Origin of the sequence: Streptomyces sp. NPDC101178 (assembly GCF_044767965.1) — a bacterium.
In the GTDB taxonomy this organism is placed as follows: domain Bacteria; phylum Actinomycetota; class Actinomycetes; order Streptomycetales; family Streptomycetaceae; genus Streptomyces.
Map to the genome: position 1 here is coordinate 515,093 of NZ_JBIWOZ010000002.1, position 15,622 is coordinate 530,714.

General features: G+C 72.9%; 14 protein-coding genes. 8 read left to right on the forward strand and 6 right to left on the reverse strand.

All coding sequences use genetic code 11. The features are described 5' to 3' along the window. Positions 1–25: 25 nt before the first annotated feature. From ACIRR8_RS06390 to ACIRR8_RS06405, 4 genes are read right to left on the reverse strand one after another with little or no spacing between them, the layout of a single operon-like run. Entirely contained in the window at positions 26–718 is a 693-nt protein-coding gene (locus tag ACIRR8_RS06390) for a GTP-binding protein (RefSeq protein WP_404059692.1), read from the reverse strand. Then, positions 699–1,115: a DUF742 domain-containing protein gene (locus ACIRR8_RS06395; RefSeq protein ID WP_015611323.1), complete on the reverse strand. Its 417-nt coding sequence runs from the start codon at positions 1,113–1,115 to the stop codon at positions 699–701. Before ACIRR8_RS06395 ends, ACIRR8_RS06390 begins: the two co-directional genes overlap by 20 nt. After that, the gene (locus ACIRR8_RS06400) at positions 1,112–1,591 is read right to left on the reverse strand and encodes a roadblock/LC7 domain-containing protein (protein ID WP_404059695.1); all 480 of its coding nucleotides are present in this window, start codon (positions 1,589–1,591) and stop codon (positions 1,112–1,114) included. The genes ACIRR8_RS06395 and ACIRR8_RS06400 overlap by 4 nt, the downstream gene beginning before the upstream one ends. Further along, positions 1,588–4,749, reverse strand: coding sequence for a nitrate- and nitrite sensing domain-containing protein (locus ACIRR8_RS06405; RefSeq protein ID WP_404060699.1), 3,162 nt, complete (start codon positions 4,747–4,749; stop codon positions 1,588–1,590). The genes ACIRR8_RS06400 and ACIRR8_RS06405 overlap by 4 nt, the downstream gene beginning before the upstream one ends. Positions 4,750–5,111: 362 nt before the next feature. Here ACIRR8_RS06405 and ACIRR8_RS06410 point away from each other — a divergent pair, with 362 nt between their 5' ends. Further along, a complete protein-coding gene (locus ACIRR8_RS06410) occupies positions 5,112–5,903 on the forward strand; it encodes a hypothetical protein (RefSeq protein ID WP_404059697.1) in 792 nt (263 codons plus the stop codon). 20 nt (positions 5,904–5,923) lie between these two features. On the opposite strand, the gene ACIRR8_RS06415 is transcribed toward ACIRR8_RS06410, so the two are convergent. Next, complete coding sequence (locus ACIRR8_RS06415; protein WP_026241087.1) at positions 5,924–6,406, reverse strand: MarR family winged helix-turn-helix transcriptional regulator; 483 nt, start codon at positions 6,404–6,406, stop codon at positions 5,924–5,926. 218 nt (positions 6,407–6,624) lie between these two features. Between ACIRR8_RS06415 and ACIRR8_RS06420 the strand changes: the two genes are divergently transcribed. Together ACIRR8_RS06420 and ACIRR8_RS06425 are read left to right on the forward strand one after the other, a co-directional pair. Continuing rightward, positions 6,625–7,473, forward strand: coding sequence for a lysozyme (locus ACIRR8_RS06420; RefSeq protein ID WP_404059700.1), 849 nt, complete (start codon positions 6,625–6,627; stop codon positions 7,471–7,473). A gap of 168 nt (positions 7,474–7,641) precedes the next feature. After that, positions 7,642–8,394, forward strand: a complete 753-nt coding sequence (locus ACIRR8_RS06425; protein WP_404060702.1) for a polysaccharide deacetylase family protein — start codon at positions 7,642–7,644, stop codon at positions 8,392–8,394. Positions 8,395–8,499: 105 nt separating this feature from the next. Here ACIRR8_RS06425 and lon read toward each other — a convergent pair whose 3' ends face one another. Further along, the gene (gene lon / locus ACIRR8_RS06430) at positions 8,500–10,917 is read right to left on the reverse strand and encodes an endopeptidase La (RefSeq protein ID WP_404059702.1); all 2,418 of its coding nucleotides are present in this window, start codon (positions 10,915–10,917) and stop codon (positions 8,500–8,502) included. Between the two features lie 291 nt (positions 10,918–11,208). Between lon and ACIRR8_RS06435 the strand changes: the two genes are divergently transcribed. The 5 genes from ACIRR8_RS06435 to ACIRR8_RS06455 are packed head-to-tail and all read left to right on the forward strand — an operon-like array spanning position 11,209 to position 15,533. Continuing rightward, positions 11,209–11,811: an RNA polymerase sigma factor gene (locus ACIRR8_RS06435; protein ID WP_404059704.1), complete on the forward strand. Its 603-nt coding sequence runs from the start codon at positions 11,209–11,211 to the stop codon at positions 11,809–11,811. Beyond that, complete coding sequence (locus tag ACIRR8_RS06440; protein ID WP_404059707.1) at positions 11,808–12,827, forward strand: zf-HC2 domain-containing protein; 1,020 nt, start codon at positions 11,808–11,810, stop codon at positions 12,825–12,827. The genes ACIRR8_RS06435 and ACIRR8_RS06440 overlap by 4 nt, the downstream gene beginning before the upstream one ends. Continuing rightward, on the forward strand, positions 12,824–13,591 hold the full coding sequence (locus tag ACIRR8_RS06445; protein WP_404059710.1) for an ABC transporter ATP-binding protein: 768 nt from the start codon (positions 12,824–12,826) through the stop codon (positions 13,589–13,591). Before ACIRR8_RS06440 ends, ACIRR8_RS06445 begins: the two co-directional genes overlap by 4 nt. Beyond that, positions 13,588–14,919: a hypothetical protein gene (locus ACIRR8_RS06450; RefSeq protein ID WP_404059712.1), complete on the forward strand. Its 1,332-nt coding sequence runs from the start codon at positions 13,588–13,590 to the stop codon at positions 14,917–14,919. Before ACIRR8_RS06445 ends, ACIRR8_RS06450 begins: the two co-directional genes overlap by 4 nt. Next, positions 14,916–15,533 carry a hypothetical protein gene (locus ACIRR8_RS06455; protein WP_404059715.1) on the forward strand — a complete coding sequence of 206 codons (618 nt, stop codon included), beginning with the start codon at positions 14,916–14,918 and terminating at the stop codon, positions 15,531–15,533. Before ACIRR8_RS06450 ends, ACIRR8_RS06455 begins: the two co-directional genes overlap by 4 nt. The last annotated feature ends 89 nt before the right edge of the window (positions 15,534–15,622 follow it).

A 15,622-nucleotide genomic window follows, 5' to 3' on the forward strand; every position in this document is an offset into this window, starting at 1 on the left:
CCGTTTGTCTCTGGTTCGAGGAGGACTAGGCAGGCGTGACGTCGAGAGCATGGCCCACCAGGGCCAGGAGCGACTCGACGACCGTGATCCTGTTACGCGCGTCCATGATCACTATCGGCACCTGCGGCGGTACGGTCAGGGCCTCCCTGACGTCCTCCGCCTCGTAACCGGGGGTTCCCTCGAAGTGGTTGACCGCCACGATGTACGGCAGCCTGCAGCTCTCGAAGTAGTCGAGCGCCGGGAAGCAGTCCTCAAGCCGCCGGGTGTCGGCCAGGACGACCGCGCCGATCGCGCCGCGTACCAGGTCGTCCCACATGAACCAGAAACGCTGCTGGCCGGGCGTGCCGAAGACGTACAGCACGAGGTCGTCGTCCAGGGTGAGCCGGCCGAAGTCCATGGCCACCGTGGTGGTGGTCTTCTCGGGCGTCGCGGAGAGGTCGTCGGTCTCCTCGCTGGCCTGCGTCATCAGCGCTTCGGTCTTCAGCGGAGTGATCTCGGAGACCGAGCCGACGAACGTCGTCTTGCCCACGCCGAAGCCGCCCGCCACCACGATCTTGGTCGCGGTCGGGGCGCGGGTGTGGTCGAGCTGCCAGGCCTGGAGCGACTCCTCGGCCTGGTCCTGCGGCCGGGACGGCTCGCCGTGGGGGTCCGACAGCTGGTCCCGGGGCCCCGCCTGGCGCGGGGCGAAGAGCGGCGCCTCAGAGACGGCGGAGTCCATTGAGCACCCTTTCGAGCAGTGCGCGGTCGGGCTGACCGGTGCCGTGACCGGTTCCGTACACGCGGATCTTTCCTTGGTCGGCCAGGTCGCTGAGCAGTACCCGGACGACTCCGAGCGGCATCTTCAACAGGGCCGAGATCTCCGCGACCGTACGCATCCGGCGGCAGATTTCGACGATGGCCTGGAGCTCCGGCATGACGCGCGAGGCCAGGTTGCCGTTGGTGAGCTCGCGGCGCTCCTCGGGTGCTTCGAGAGCGGCGACGAACGTCTCGACGAGCAGGACGTGCCCGAACCGGGTGCGGCCTCCGGTGAGGGAGTACGGGCGGACCCTGGCCGGGCGCTTGTCGGCGCCCCGGACCGGGAGGCGGGGAGAAGGCTCGGCTGCGGCGGTCGTCACTGGGTACTCTCCATCGATTTGCGCAGCTCACTGCGGAGTTCGGGGGTGAGGACGTGTCCGGCCCGGCCGACGAAGAGGGCCATGTGGTACGCGACGACGCTCATGTCGCAGTCAGGGGTGGCGTGGACGCCGAGGAGTGAGCCGTCGCTGATCGACATGACGAAGACGCTGCCCTCGTCCATGGCGATCATGGTCTGTTTGACACCGCCGCCGTCCATCAGCTTCGCGGCTCCGACGGTCAGCGAGCCGATGCCGGAAACGATGGTGGCCAGGTCGGCACTGGACCCCTTGGGCCCGTCCGACGGTCCGGCAGGCGTCACCTCGTGGCGACCGGGGTCGGAGGAGAGCAGCATCAGCCCGTCGGACGAGACGACGGTGACCGAGTGGACCCCTGGCACCTCCTCCACGAGATTGCTCAGCAACCAGTGAAGGTTCCGGGCCTCCGTACTCAGCCCGAACGTGCTGGGCGCAGTCAACTGCGTGCCTCCTCGACTGTGTCCCCCGTCTCTCCGTTCCGGCGGTCCGTGCGGCCGCCGGTCTGCTCGGTCGTCCCTGTCTCGTGCCCGGTCCGTGCGGTGGTCACGCCCTCGTGGTCGGCGAGGGCGATGTGGCCGGTGGACTGGGCGATCTCGGCCTCGACATCGCGCCGGCCCTCCTTCGCCGCCTGGTGGAAGCTGCCGAGCCTGCGGCGCAGGTCGTCCCGGTCCAGGCTGCCGGTGCGGCCGGTGGTGGGAGCCCCCTCGGGCCGGACCACGTTGGGCGTGCGCTTGGGCAGGCCCTTGTCGGTGACCCGGGCGGGCTGCGGCTGTCGGGGTCCGGGCACGGTGTCGGCGGCGGCCTCGCCACGGGGCGCGGGACGGAACTCGGGCCCGTCCGTGCCCTGGTCACCCGGACCGCTGTCGGCCGGACGCTCGTGGCGGTCGGGGCCGATGGCGTACGGGTCGGAGGGCCCGGGGGTGGTGGGGGCGGCGGGCTCCGGGGCGGCCGGGGGCGCCGGAGCGACCCGGGGTTCCGGGGTGGCCGGGGAGTCGGGCGGTAGCGGCAGGCGGACCTGCATCGTGACCTCGGAGTCCGACTCCACAGCGGAGTCCGACTCGATGTCCGTGTCCGTGTCCGCGTCTGCGTTCTTGCCCGCGCCCGCGCCCGTGTCCGCGTTCTTGTCCGCTCGCGCGTCCTCGGCCGGAACGGTCTCCTGCTCACCGGCCTCACCGGCCTCGCGGATCACCCGCTCGGCGGCGGCGATCATCGGGTCGACGGCAGGCGCGGCCACGGCTTCGGCGGCAGGCTCGACCAACGGCTCGGCGGAGGCCTCCTGCGCCACCCCGGGCTCCCGCTCAGGCGCCTCCTCCGCCACCGGCTCCGAAGCCTCTCCGGCGGCCGTCCCCGATACGGGCGGCGCCGCCGCCTCCGGCCCCGGCAGCATCGGTGTACGGCTCGGCAGGGCGTTGGAGTTGGCCTCGGCCACCGAGCCCGGCAGGTTCAGCGCCGGAGCCTCGCCGGGCAGCTGTACGGCGGGCGGCGAGGAGGCGGGGAGCGAGTTCGGCAGCAGGGTCTGCGGCAGGACGACGACGGCCGTCACTCCACTCCCCTTCTGCTCGCGCAGCTGGACCCGTACGCCGTGCCGGGCGGCCAGCAACGAGGTGACCTGGAGCCCGAGTCCGGCCCCGTCGGCACTCTGCTCCCCCGCCTCGAAGGAGGCCGGGTCGGCCAGCCTCGCATTGAGCTCGCCCATCCGGACGGTCGACATGCCGATGCCCGCGTCCTGCACGGAGAGCATCACCTCGCCGGTCTCCAGCAGCCAGCCGGAGAGCTCGACATGGGAGTCCGGCGGGGAGAAGGAGGTGGCGTTCTCCAGGAGTTCGGCCAGGAGGTGGCTGAGGTCGTCGGCGGCGAACCCGGCGATCTGGGCGTGCGGCGGCAGGGACTGGATGGTGACCCGCTCGTACCGCTCGATCTCGCTGACGGCCGCGCGGGCCACGTCGACCAGCGGGATCGGGCCCACGTGGCCGTGGCCGTGCTCGGCGCCCGCGAGGACGAGCATGTTCTCGCTGTGCCGGCGCATGACCGTGGCCATGTGGTCGAGCTTGAACAGGGTGGCGAGGCGCTCGGGGTCCTGCTCGCGCTCCTCCAGGCTCTCGATCACGCCGAGCTGCCGCTCGACGAGGCCGAGGTTGCGGAGCGAGAGGTTGACGAAGGTGTGGTGGACCGTGTTCTTCAGCCGCTCCAGCTGGGCGGCGAGTTCTGCGGCCTGGACCTGGAGTTCGGCACGCTGGAGGGTGAGGGTCTCGCGGCCCGCGATCAGTTCGGCGCGCTCGGCGTCGAGGCTCTCGAAGCGGCCGGTGAACTCCTGCTGGAGGCCGGTGAGCTTGGCGTGCAGGGTGTTCATCGACCGTACGACCTGGGCGAACTCGTCGTTGCGGCCGGTGTAGCGGACCGGTTCGGCACTCGCCGGCTCGTCCGCGAGGCGGGCGGCGCCGATGCGGAGGACGGCGAGCGGCTGGGTGAGGGTGCGGGCGACGGCGGTGGAGACGCCGACAGCGAGCAGGAAGCAGCCACCGAGCAGGGCGATGCTCAGTTCGAGGGCGGTGACGTCGTCGTCGCGGATCCCTTCCAGGCGCTGGACCTGGGTGGTGCCGAGCGCGGACTCGACGCTGCGCATCCGGTCGACCCGGGCGGAGAGCGCGGCCTCCAGCTTCTTGGCGCTGGTCTTGCGCTCGCCCTCGGAGAGCTCGGGGCGGTCGGTGAGGCGGGTGAGGTACTTCTCCGCGCTGTTGACCTCCGGGCCGGTGACGGTGGCGGAGAGCTTGTCGCGGGCGACGGAGTTCGCCGCCTGGTCGAACTCGGCGAGCGAGGCCAGCTCGCGGACCCGGGCCTGCTGGGCGGCGGCGCTCAGCTCGTCCCGGTCGCGGTCGGCCCGTTCGGTCTCGTCGTCCTGGCCCTCGACCGGCAGCCCGGTGAAGGGGTCGATCTGCGGGTCGGCGGGCTCGGGCGTCGGCACCGCGAGAGCGGCGAGGAGGAGTCCGCGGGTGGCGGAGGCCTGCTCGACGGCTCCGCCGAGGGCGAGCGGGGCGCGGGTGGCGTCGGCGGCGCGCGGCGGGGTCTTGTCGGCCAGCTCGGCGGAGATGCCGTGCAGCTTGGCGATGACCTCGGAGTACGCCTGGTGGGCGTCGAGCGCCGAGCCCTTGCCGGTGAGGGCGTCGCGGCGCAGCGAGGGCACGGTGGAGAGGTCGCGCCGCAGGGCCGCCGGGGCCGGACCGTGGATCTCGTCGATCTGCTGGTCGACCCGGGCGGTGCGGGTGAGGCGGCTCTCGGCACCGGCCTCGCCGTCATCGGCGCGGCCGCCGGCGATGTACGCGGTGACGGCGTCCCGCTCGTCGGCGAGGGAGTGGGCCAGGGTGACGGCCTGCCGGTTCAGCTCGGAGAGGGTCACCAGCCGCTGGGACTCGGCCAGATCGGTGGAGGCGCTCATCGCGGCGGGGGCGCCCGCCGCGATGACGATGACCCCGACGACGGCGACACCGGCGACCAGCCGGCTCCGTACCCGTACGGTCCGCTTGGTGGCGACGGGAGCCGGAGGCGTCGCCCCGGAACCGTCGCGCGTGCTGCCCTTGCTCCGCGGCCGCTTCTTCTGCACCGGTGCTCGCAATCTTGACTCGTCCACCCTTGAAGCAGAGGTGACGCTCGGTCACATAGAAGGACCCCCCGCTCCTGGTACGGCTTCTGACCATTCCAGCGCTTTTGAGAGGGGGACGCGCATCAACCACTCCGCCACTCGAACGAGTGAACATCACTCTTGAGTTGGCGAACAAGTTTCCCCACGTGCGCCTCTGACCATGCATCGGGCGCGGGGTGGAACTTCGGCGCGGCCTTTGGCAAGATGCCCGCCCGCACTCCCCGGAGCCCCGCCCTCCGCCCACCGGGCCCGCGTTGACCTGCTGGTACGGCTGGAAACCGCTCCCGTGCGGGCTCGGTGAAGGCCTCGTGCAGACTGGCCGCATGCGCCTCGAACTCGTCACCGCCCCCGGCGATCCCGAACGCCCCAACGAGGACTGGGTGTCGGCCGCCCTCCCGGCGTCCGGCCAGGGGGGAGCGCTGGTGGTGCTGGACGGGGTCACGCCGCCGGAGGGGGACGACGGTTGTGTGCACTCCGTCCCGTGGTTCGCCGCCCGGCTGGGCGGCGCACTGGTGGAACTGTCGGGTTCACGGCGAGATATGGACCTGGCCGAGATTCTGTCGGCCTCCATCCGGCGCACCGCCGACGCCCACCGGGCGACCTGTGACCTTTCTCACGCGCGTACGCCTCAGGCGACCGTGGCTCTGGCGCGTTGGAGCGAACACGCGATCGAGTACCTGGTGCTCTCCGACGCCGTGCTCCTGCTGGAGGCGCCGGACGGCACGGTCCGTGCGGTCGTGGACGACCGCCTGGACCGCCTGCCGCCGGGTTCGCTGGCCTCGGCGGCGACGGTCGACGGCCTGCTGCGGAACAAGGAGGGCGGCTTCTTCACCGCCGCGGCCGACCCGGCGGTGGCCGCACGGGCGGTGACCGGCACCGTCCCGGCCGATGAGGTCCGGTCGCTGGCCGGGCTGACGGACGGGGCGGGCCGGTGGACGGATGTGTTCCGCGAGGGCGACTGGGCGGACGTGCCGGAGCTGCTGCGCAAGGCGGGCCCGCGGGGGCTGATCGATCGCGTACGGGAGCTGGAGGCCGCCGACGCGGCCGCCGGGCGGGTACGGCTGCGGCGGAGGAAGACGCACGACGACGCGACGGCGGTGTTCGTGGAGCCGTAGGGGCCGGGGGCGGCCGGACGTCACTCCTCCGCGCGGGTGTTCAGCTGGTGCAGCAGCCGGGCCAGCTCCGCCACCTCGGCGCGGTCCCAGTCGGCCAGCTTGCGGACGTACTGCCCGCGCCGGGCGTCGCGGACGCTGCGGAAGCGGGCGAGGCCCTCGTCGGTCAGCCGGACGAGCCAGGCGCGGCCGTCCGCCGGATCGGGTTCGCGGGCGACCAGCCCGAGGTCCTCCAGGGCCCGCAGCTGACGGCTCATGGTGGCCTTGCCGACGCCGAAGTAGGCGGCCAGCTCGGTGGCCCGCTGCCGGCCGGCCGACTCCAGGCGGACGAGCAAGCCGTAGGCGGCGGGCTCCAGTTCGGGGTGGACCTCGCGGGCCATCTCCCCGGAGCTGGCCCGCGCGCGGCGCAGGAAGACCGCCAGCTCGCGCTCCAGCGCCAGGAATTCGTGGTCCACACCAGTCCCGGCAGTCGCGCCCGGCTCCCGCGCGCTCTCGCTCCCGTGCACGTCAGCACCCCTCGTACGGTTTCCTGCCGATGAAAGTTTCTGCCGCGGCCGGTCAACGCCGCAGCTCGGCCAGTATTTCGCAGGCGTAGACCAACGGCGGCGGGCAGGCCCTCTTCCGTACGCCGGGTCTACGTGCGTAGCGTCGTCGCCGGATCATACGAATGACATGAGCACGCCACGACTGTGGATACCCGTCATCCCACCCCGGAGGCACACCCATGCCCCTGCACCGTCACAGATCCGGCTCCTCCCGCCGCTCGCGCCTCACCGCCGGCGGCGCCCTCCTGGCCGCGCTCGCCCTCCTCCTGACCCTGCCGGGCGCCGCCACCGCGGCCGACGCCGACAGCGCCACCGCGCCACCCGCCCGCGGTACCGCCAGGATGGGCCAGGGCGTCATCGAGCACGACGGACAGGGCGGACCGCCGAGGGACTCCCGGGTCGTCCAGACCGAGGGTGTGGACGTCAGCAGCCACCAGGCCGACGTGGCCTGGCAGACCCTGTGGAACAGCGGGGTGAAGTGGGCCTACGTGAAGGCCACCGAGGGGACGTACTACAAGAACCCCTACTTCCCGCAGCAGTACAACGGCTCCTACAACGTCGGCATGATCCGCGGCGCGTACCACTTCGCCACCCCGAACACCGCGAGCGGCGCCGCGCAGGCCAACTACTTCGTGGACAACGGCGGCGGCTGGTCCCGGGACGGCCGGACCCTGCCCGGCGTGCTCGACATCGAGTGGAATCCGTACGGTGCCCAGTGCTACGGCCTCAGCCAGGCCGGGATGGTGAACTGGATCCGGGACTTCACGAACACCTACCGGGCCCGCACCGGCCGGGACGCGGTGATCTACACCGCGACCAGTTGGTGGAAGGACTGCACCGGCAACAACGCGAGCTTCGGCGCCACCAACCCGCTCTGGGTGGCCCGGTACAACACGACGGTCGGCGAGCTGCCGGCCGGCTGGCCCGTCCACACGATGTGGCAGTACACCTCGACCGGTCCGGTCGTCGGCGACCACAACCGCTTCAACGGCGCGCTCGACCGCGTACAGGCACTGGCCAACGGCTGACCCCTGCCCGAGCCCACCCCGGTGACGTCACCGCAGGTCACCGGGGTTTCGCGCTGTCCCGCACCCCACTATGAACTCAATGTATACCCGCTATGTATAGTCCTCGGCGTACCGCACACCTGTGCGGAGGTTTCCGCGCAGAGGAGTGGTGTGCCCGTGCCCAAGAAGATGACCCTGCTCGGGGGCGGGTTGGCCGCCGTCCTCGTGACGACGCTCACACTGGCGCTCAGCGGATGCTCGATGGAGACGACGGCTCCGGGCTCGGCGCGGCAGGACGCGGCGTCCGACGCCAAGGGCTCTTTCGGCCGCGCGGACTGCCGTAAGGCGAAGTGCATCGCGCTCACGTTCGACGCCGGGCCGGGCAAGGACACGCCTCGGCTGCTGGACATCCTGAAGGAGAAGAAGGTCCACGCGACCTTCTTCCTGCTCGGCAAGCACCACGTCCTCGAACACCCGGAGACCGTGCGGCGCATCCAGGACGAGGGCCATGAGGTGGCCAACCACACCTGGACGCACAAGATCCTCACCGACCAGGAGCCGGACGAGATACGGGCCGAGCTGAAGAAGACCCAGGTGGCGATCGAGAAGGTGACGGGGAAGAAGCCCCGGCTGATGCGCCCGCCGCAGGGCCGCACCGACGACAAGGTCACCGAGGTCAGCAAGGAGCTGGGGCTCTCGCAGGTGCTGTGGAGCGCCACCGCGAAGGACTACTCGACGAACGACCCGGCGCTGATCGAGAAGCGGATCCTGGACCAGGCGGCCAGGGACGGGATCATCCTGCTCCACGACATCTACAAGGGCACCGTGCCCGCCGTGCCGGGGATCATCGACGCGCTGCAGAAGGACGGCTACACCTTCGTGACCGTTCCCGAGCTGATGGCTCCGGCGGTCCCGGAGCCGGGCACGATCTACCGCCCCTGAGCACCGTGCTGCGGTGCATGCGGAACGGCCCGCCCCCGTCGACTCGGGAAGCGGGCCGTCCGTACCGGCCGTGCACCTGATGCCACGCCCGTCACTGCGTGGCGGTCAGGCCGCGGCCGGGATCCTTTCCGCCGGGGCAGAGGCCGGGGCGAGGGCGATCTCCAGGACCTGGCGGACGTCGGTGACCGGGCGGACGTCCAGCTTCTCCAGCACCTCGGCCGGGACGTCGTCCAGGTCCGCCTCGTTGCGCTGCGGGATCACCACGGTGGTGATGCCCGCCCGGTGGGCCGCCAGCAGCTTCTGCTTCAGGCCGCCGATCGGCAGGACGCGCCCGGTCAGCGAGACCTCACCGGTCATCGCCACATCCGTACGGACGAGGCGTCCGGAGAGCAGCGAGGCCAGCGCGGTCGTGAGCGTGATGCCCGCGCTCGGGCCGTCCTTCGGGACCGCTCCGGCCGGGAAGTGGATGTGCACGCCGCGGTCCTTGAGGTCCGCGACCGGCAGCTCCAGCTCCGCGCCGTGCGACCGCAGGAAGCTCAGCGCGATCTGCGCCGACTCCTTCATGACGTCGCCGAGCTGACCGGTCAGGGTCAGTCCGGACGCGCCGGTCTCGGGGTCCGCGAGCGACGCCTCGACGAAGAGGACGTCACCGCCCGCGCCGGTCACCGCGAGCCCGGTGGCCACGCCCGGCACCGCGGTGCGGCGCTCGGCCGGGTCCTGGGCGGACTCGGGCACGTGGTGCGGGCGCCCGATGAGACCGCGCAGGTCCGCGTCGGTCACCGTGAACGGCAGCTCGCGGTCGCCCAGTTCGTGCTGGGCCGCGACCTTGCGGAGCAGCCGGGCGACGGCCCGCTCCAGATTCCGTACGCCGGCTTCGCGGGTGTACTCGCCGGCCAGCTTGCGCAGCGCCGACTCCTCCAGGGCGACCTCGTCCGTCTCCAGGCCCGCTCGCTCCAGCTGGCGCGGGAGCAGATGGTCCCGGGCGATGACGACCTTCTCGTCCTCGGTGTAGCCGTCGAGCCGGACCAGCTCCATGCGGTCGAGAAGGGCCTCGGGGATGGATTCGAGGACGTTGGCGGTGGCCAGGAAGACGACGTCGCTGAGGTCGAGTTCGACCTCCAGGTAGTGGTCGCGGAAGGTGTGGTTCTGGGCCGGGTCGAGGACTTCGAGGAGGGCGGCGGCCGGGTCGCCCCGGAAGTCGGAGCCGACCTTGTCGATCTCGTCGAGCAGGACGACCGGGTTCATCGAACCGGCCTCCTTGATCGCCCGCACGATGCGTCCGGGAAGAGCACCCACGTACGTACGCCGGTGGCCCCGGATCTCCGCCTCGTCCCGGACACCGCCGAGCGCGACCCGGACGAACTCACGGCCCATGGCGTGCGCGACGGACTCCCCGAGCGAGGTCTTGCCGACACCGGGCGGACCGACGAGCGCGAGCACGGCACCGCCACGGCGCCCGCCGACCACACCGAGCCCCCGGTCGGCACGCCGCTTGCGCACCGCGAGGTACTCGGTGATCCGCTCCTTCACATCGGCGAGACCGGCGTGCTCGGCGTCCAGGACGGCACGGGCGCCACGGATGTCGTAGGCGTCCTCGGTGCGCTCGTTCCACGGCAGTTCGAGGACGGTGTCCAGCCAGGTGCGGATCCACGAACCCTCGGGAGACTGGTCACTGGACCGCTCCAGCTTCTCGACCTCCTTGAGCGCGGCCGTCCGGACGTGCTCGGGCAGATCGGCGGCCTCGACGCGGGCCCGGTAGTCGTCGGACTCGTCCTCCGGGTCGCCGTTGAGCTCGGAGAGCTCCTTGCGTACGGCGTCCAGCTGGCGGCGCAGCAGGAACTCGCGCTGCTGCTTGTCCACGCCCTCCTGGACGTCCTTGGCGATGGACTCGGCCACATCCTGCTCGGCGAGGTGCTCGCTCAGCCACTGGGTGGCGAGCTTCAGCCGCGCGACGGGGTCCACGGTCTCCAGGAGCTGGACCTTCTGCGCGGTGGTGACGAACGGCGAGTATCCGGAGTTGTCGGCGAGCGCGGAGATGTCCTCGATCTGCTGGACCCGGTCCACGACCTGCCAGGCACCGCGCTTCTTCAGCCAGGTGGTGGCGAGCGCCTTGTACTCCTTGGCCAGCTCGGCGGCCGAACCCGGCAGCGGCTCGGGTACGACGACATCGATCACGGTCCCCTCGACCCAGAGCGCCCGCCCCGGGCCGCTGGTCCCGGCTCCGATCCTGACCCGGTCGCGGGCCCGGATGAGCGCGCCCGGGTCGCCGTCGCTCAGGCGTCCGACCTGCTCGACGGTCCCGAGGACACCGGTCCCCGTGTACGTCCCGTCGATCCGCGGGACCAGCAGCACCTCGGGCTTCCCGCCACCGGGGCGGGCGGCGGCCTGCGCGGCCTCGACGGCGGCGCGCACCTCGGTGTCGGACAGGTCCAGCGGCACCACCATGCCGGGCAGGACGACCTCGTCGTCGAGCGGCAGCACGGGCAGGTCGATCGGTGTGAACGCCTTGGACTCGGTAGTCATGATCTCCCCTTCGGCAGGCAAGTTGAGCTATGTGGACTCAATGCTTGTGAGCCGCCGAATGTTCCCCGCGTGCTGTTCGCTGTGAGCGATCAAGGCTTGGAGGCCTGGTGGCCTTGTGTCCGGAGGCCTGATGAGCCCCGTGTCCACGGGAGCGCCCGGCACGGAGCGGCTATTCCCCGGGACCTCGGGATCACGAGACTTCGGGACGTCGGGACCCCGGGACTCCAGGACGTCAAGACCGCTCTCGCTGCCCGGTGAACCGGATACGGTCCGGCGGGCGATAGGGAGGGTGTGAGGCTGTTGCGCCCTGCGGGGGGAGACCGGGATGACGGTACGGAGAGCCACGACGCGGCGTTGCTGCGCGCCGTCGCGGGCGGGGACGCGGAGGCGCTCGGCGCGCTCTACGACCGGCATGCCGGCTGGCTGCACGCCCGGCTCGCCCGGCGATGCGCGGACGCGGAGACCGTACGCGAAGTGCTCCAGGACACCTTCGTGACCGTGTGGCGCTCCGCCGCCTCGCACCGGGGCGCGCAGGTCGGCGGCTGGCTGTGGGTGATCGCCTCGCGCCGGCTCGTCGACACCCTGCGGGCGGGCGCCCGCGCCGACCGTGCACCGAGCGCGGTGCCGGAGACCGTCGCCCCCTCCGCCGAGGACCGGGTGCTGGCGGGCCTGGAGTACGGGGACGTCGGCACCGCGCTCGCCGGGATCTCGCCGGAGCTGCGCGATGTCCTGCGCGCCACGGTGGTGGACGGGCTGTCGACGAGGGAGGCGGCCGCGCTGCTCGGCATTCCCGAAGGCACGGTCAAGACCCGTGCGATGCGGGCCAGGCGCGAGCTGCGGGCCGCGCTGGAACGGCTGGCGCCGGACGGCGAAGCGCTGGGAGGTACGGCATGAGGCGGCAGGATTCCGGTCCGGGGCCGGACTGGCACGTGGGCGGGGAGCTGGCCGCGCGGTACGCCGCCGGTACGGCTGCCGAGAGCGACGCCTGGTCCCTGGAGAAGCATGTCGAGACGTGCGGGGACTGCGCGGCCGTGGTGTCGTCGGCGGTCCGGGCGGTGGCGGAGACCGGGGCGGCGCTGGCCGGGATCCGGGCGGCGGTACTGGAGCGGGCTGTCGGGGAACCACGGGAGGGCGTCGGCTCCCGGGCGTACGCCGACACCACCATCAGCACAGGTACAGGCACAGGCACCGGCATCAGCACAGGCATCGGCACAGCCATCAGCACAGGCACAAACACAGCCATCGGCACAGGCGCGGGGACCACGGGGGTGCCCCCGCGCCTGTCACGGGCCGCCCGGGTCGTGTGGGCCGCCGGGCCCGCACTGCGGGGGGCCTGGCTGGCGGCGCTCGGTGTCGTCGCCCTCGGGGCCGTCGCCCTGTCGTACGGGGCCGGGCTCGGAGCATCGGTGCGGCCGTTGCTGCTGGTGACGGCGCCGGTGCTGCCGCTCGCCGGGGTCGCCCTGTCGTACGGGCGCCACGCCGATCCGCTGTACGAGATCGCCACCGCGACCCCGTCCGGCGGGCTGCGGCTGCCGCTGACCCGGGCCGCCGCCGTCCTCGCGGTGAGCATCCCGGCGCTGACCCTCGCCGGGGCGGTGCTGCCGGTCGCGGCGGGCGGACCGGGGGCGGCCGCCTGGCTGCTGCCGGGGCTGGCGCTGACACTCGCGGCGCTCGCGCTGGGCAGTTTCGTCGGCAGCCGCCGGGGGGCGGCTGCCGTCGGTGGGGCCTGGCTGGCCTTCGTCGTCGCTCCCGCCGCCGCCACCGGACCGGCCGGTGCGGCGCTGATGGCGGGGGCCTCCCCGTACTTCGCCGGATCCTCCGTACAAGGCGGCTGGGCCGCCGGGGCCGTGGCGTGCGCGCTGCTGCTCGCCGCCCGCCGCCGCTCCTTCGACCATCTGGAGACACCGTGAGCGCCAAGGTCGCCGGCCTGACCGTCCGGCACCGCAGAACGACCGCCCTGGACGCCGTGGACCTGGACTTCCTTCCGGGTGTGCACGGGCTGCTCGGGCCCAACGGGGCGGGCAAGACCTCCCTCATCCGGGTGCTGGCCACCGTCTCGGCCCCGGACGCGGGGCGGGTGGAGCTGCTCGGGCGGGAGGTCGGCCGGGGCGGGGATCACCGCGAACGGGCCTCCGTACGGCGGCTCCTCGGCTATCTGCCGCAGGAGTTCGGCTACTACCCGGGGTTCACGGTCCGCGAGTTCGTCGGGTACGTGGCCTGGCTCAAGGAGATGGACGGAGCAGCGGTCGGGGCGGCGGTCGAGCAGGCCGTGGAACGGGTCGGGCTCGGCGAGCGGATCGACGCCAAGGTGAAGACCCTCTCCGGCGGCATGGTGCGGCGGGTCGGCATCGCCCAGGCGATCGTCAACGAACCCGCGCTCCTGCTGCTGGACGAGCCGACCGCCGGTCTCGACCCGGAGCAGCGCGTCGAGTTCCGGGCCCTGCTGCGGGAGCTGGGCCGGACCTCCACGGTGATCGTCTCCACGCATCTGGTCGAGGACGTCGCCGCCGCCTGCACCGAGGTGACTCTGATCGAGACGGGCCGGGTCGCCTACCGGGGCACGACCGCCGACCTGATCGGGCTGGGCGACGCGGCGGACGGGCTCGGCGGCAACCCGATCGAGCGCGGCTACACCGCCGCCCTGCGCGCACACCGTACGGCGGTGGGGGCGTGACGCACACGATGAGCCCCCCGGAGCCCACCGCTCCGGCCACCTCCCCACCCCGCGTCCGCCCTCCGGCGCGTGCCGCGTTCCGGGCCGAGCTGCGGCGCGGGATCGCCCCCTGGACCGCCCCGGCCGTCGCCCTGACCATCGGCGTGCCGATGATCGGCAAGGCCGCCCAGTGGCAGGGCGGCTGGAGCGATACACAGGAGCTGCTGCACTCGACCGCCACCCTGCTCGCCGGGCCGCTGGCCGCGGCCGCCGGGTGCTGGCAGGGCGGCCGTGAGCACCGGCGTAACACCACCGCCCTCCGGCTCTCGGTGCCGCGCGGCCGTCCTGCCCAGCTGGTGATGGCGGCGCTGCCGGTCGCGGTGTGGGCGGTCGTCGGCCATCTGGTGGCCGTGGTGGGGGCGCTGGCCGCGACCTGGCCGTATGCCGGGGCGGGCGGGCCGTCGGTGGGGATGACCGCTGTGGACGCCTGGTTCCTGGTGTGTGCCGCGTTCACCGGGTTCGTGCTGGGACGCCTGTGGCGGTGGCGGCTGGCCGCGCCGGTGCTCGCGGCGGCCACGTACCTCGTCCTCGGCATCCCCTCGTACTCCGAATCCGGCCTCCGCTTCCTGAACCCGGCCGAGCAGTACCACCTCTCCGACCGGGTGCCGGTGGCGTGGTTCGTGCCGGTGATGGTCCTCTGGACCGGTGCTCCGGTGCTCGCTCTGGTCATCGCGTACGCCGTCCGGCGCCGCTTCCTCGCGGTCGTCCCGCTGGCGGCAGCCGCCCTCGTCGCGCCCGCGATCGTGAGCGGCGGTGACGGCCTGTTCCGGGCGGACCCGGTGACGGAGCGGCTGATCTGTACGGATTCGGTGCCGCAGGTCTGTGTGAGCGGGCTGGAGGGCCCGCTGCTGTCCCAGGTGTCCGACGCGCTGGCCGGGCCGCTCTCCCGCCTGGACGGGGTTCCGGGGGCTCCGCGGCGGTACGTCCACGTCCCCGAGGGCGGACCGGCACCGTCCGGCGCCTCCGCACTGCCCCACCACACCCGAGGCTGGACCGTGGTGCGCGACAGGCTCTCCGATCCCGCCGACTACGCCCACCAGACGGTCCTGCGCCTCGCCGACCGCGACTGCCCCCTGGCCGTGATCATGGCCGAGGACCGCACCACGCTGCGCATGTGGGAGACCGATGACGCCGTGGCGTGGTGGCTGGCCCCCCTGGCCGGTCCCGGCCTGGACATGCCCGGCCTCGACCGGCTCACGGTCATGGGCGACGCCCAGCGCCGGGCCTGGCTCGGCCGCTATCTGGCCACCCGCACCAGCTGCGACCCGAAGGCGGTGCCGGCGCTGTGACGACCTGCGTACGACTTGGGCTGCCCGTCCTCTATCTGCGCTCCCGCGCCCTCCCGGCGACCCTGGCCGCTCTGGTGGTCATCGCCCTGCTCTCCGCGTGGGCCGCCAACTGGCTGGGGAGCCGGCCGCAGTTCGACCACAAGGCCCGCATCCCCGTCCTCTCGCTGGCCCCGCTGCTCGCCGCCGCCGTGATCGGCACCGGGCTCCTCTCGCACACCGAGGAGCTGGACCGGACGGCCGTTCGCCGCTGGTGGCCCCGGCGGCTGGCGTACGTGCTGGCCCTCACCGCGCTCACGGCCGCAGCCCTGGCCCTGGCCGTCCCCGGCCATCCGGAGCAGTTCGGCGCGCCGGCGATGGTCCGCAACGTGGTGGGCGCGACCGGGGTGACGGCGGCGGCGGCCGTGGTCCTGGGCGCGCGGGCGAGCTGGCTGCCGATGACGGTCTACGGGGGCGCGGTCTATCTGGCCGCGCCCCGCACACCGGGCGGGGCGGCGGCGTACTGGGCCTGGCCGATGCAGCCGGGGCCCGAGGCGGCGGCCTGGGCGGTGGCCGGGACGGCGTACGTGGTCGGGGCGGCGCTCCTGGCGCTGCGCGGCCCCCACCCGGGCCGCTGAGAGGGCCGGCCGGCCGGAATCCCTCACGTGAGGTTCTCGTGAAGATCGAAGGAGCTGAGAACGCGGCTGCCGCCCTCCTACAATCCGCC

Excerpts from the sequence above, each read along its gene's own strand:
- ACIRR8_RS06420 (WP_404059700.1), top strand. The coding sequence starts at position 6,625 with ATGCCCCTGCACCGTCACAGATCCGGCTCCTCCCGCCGCTCGCGCCTC.
- ACIRR8_RS06390 (WP_404059692.1), bottom strand. The coding sequence starts at position 718 with ATGGACTCCGCCGTCTCTGAGGCGCCGCTCTTCGCCCCGCGCCAGGCG.
- lon (WP_404059702.1), bottom strand. The coding sequence starts at position 10,917 with ATGACTACCGAGTCCAAGGCGTTCACACCGATCGACCTGCCCGTGCTG.
- ACIRR8_RS06410 (WP_404059697.1), top strand. The coding sequence starts at position 5,112 with ATGCGCCTCGAACTCGTCACCGCCCCCGGCGATCCCGAACGCCCCAAC.
- ACIRR8_RS06440 (WP_404059707.1), top strand. The coding sequence starts at position 11,808 with ATGAGGCGGCAGGATTCCGGTCCGGGGCCGGACTGGCACGTGGGCGGG.
- ACIRR8_RS06425 (WP_404060702.1), top strand. The coding sequence starts at position 7,642 with ATGACCCTGCTCGGGGGCGGGTTGGCCGCCGTCCTCGTGACGACGCTC.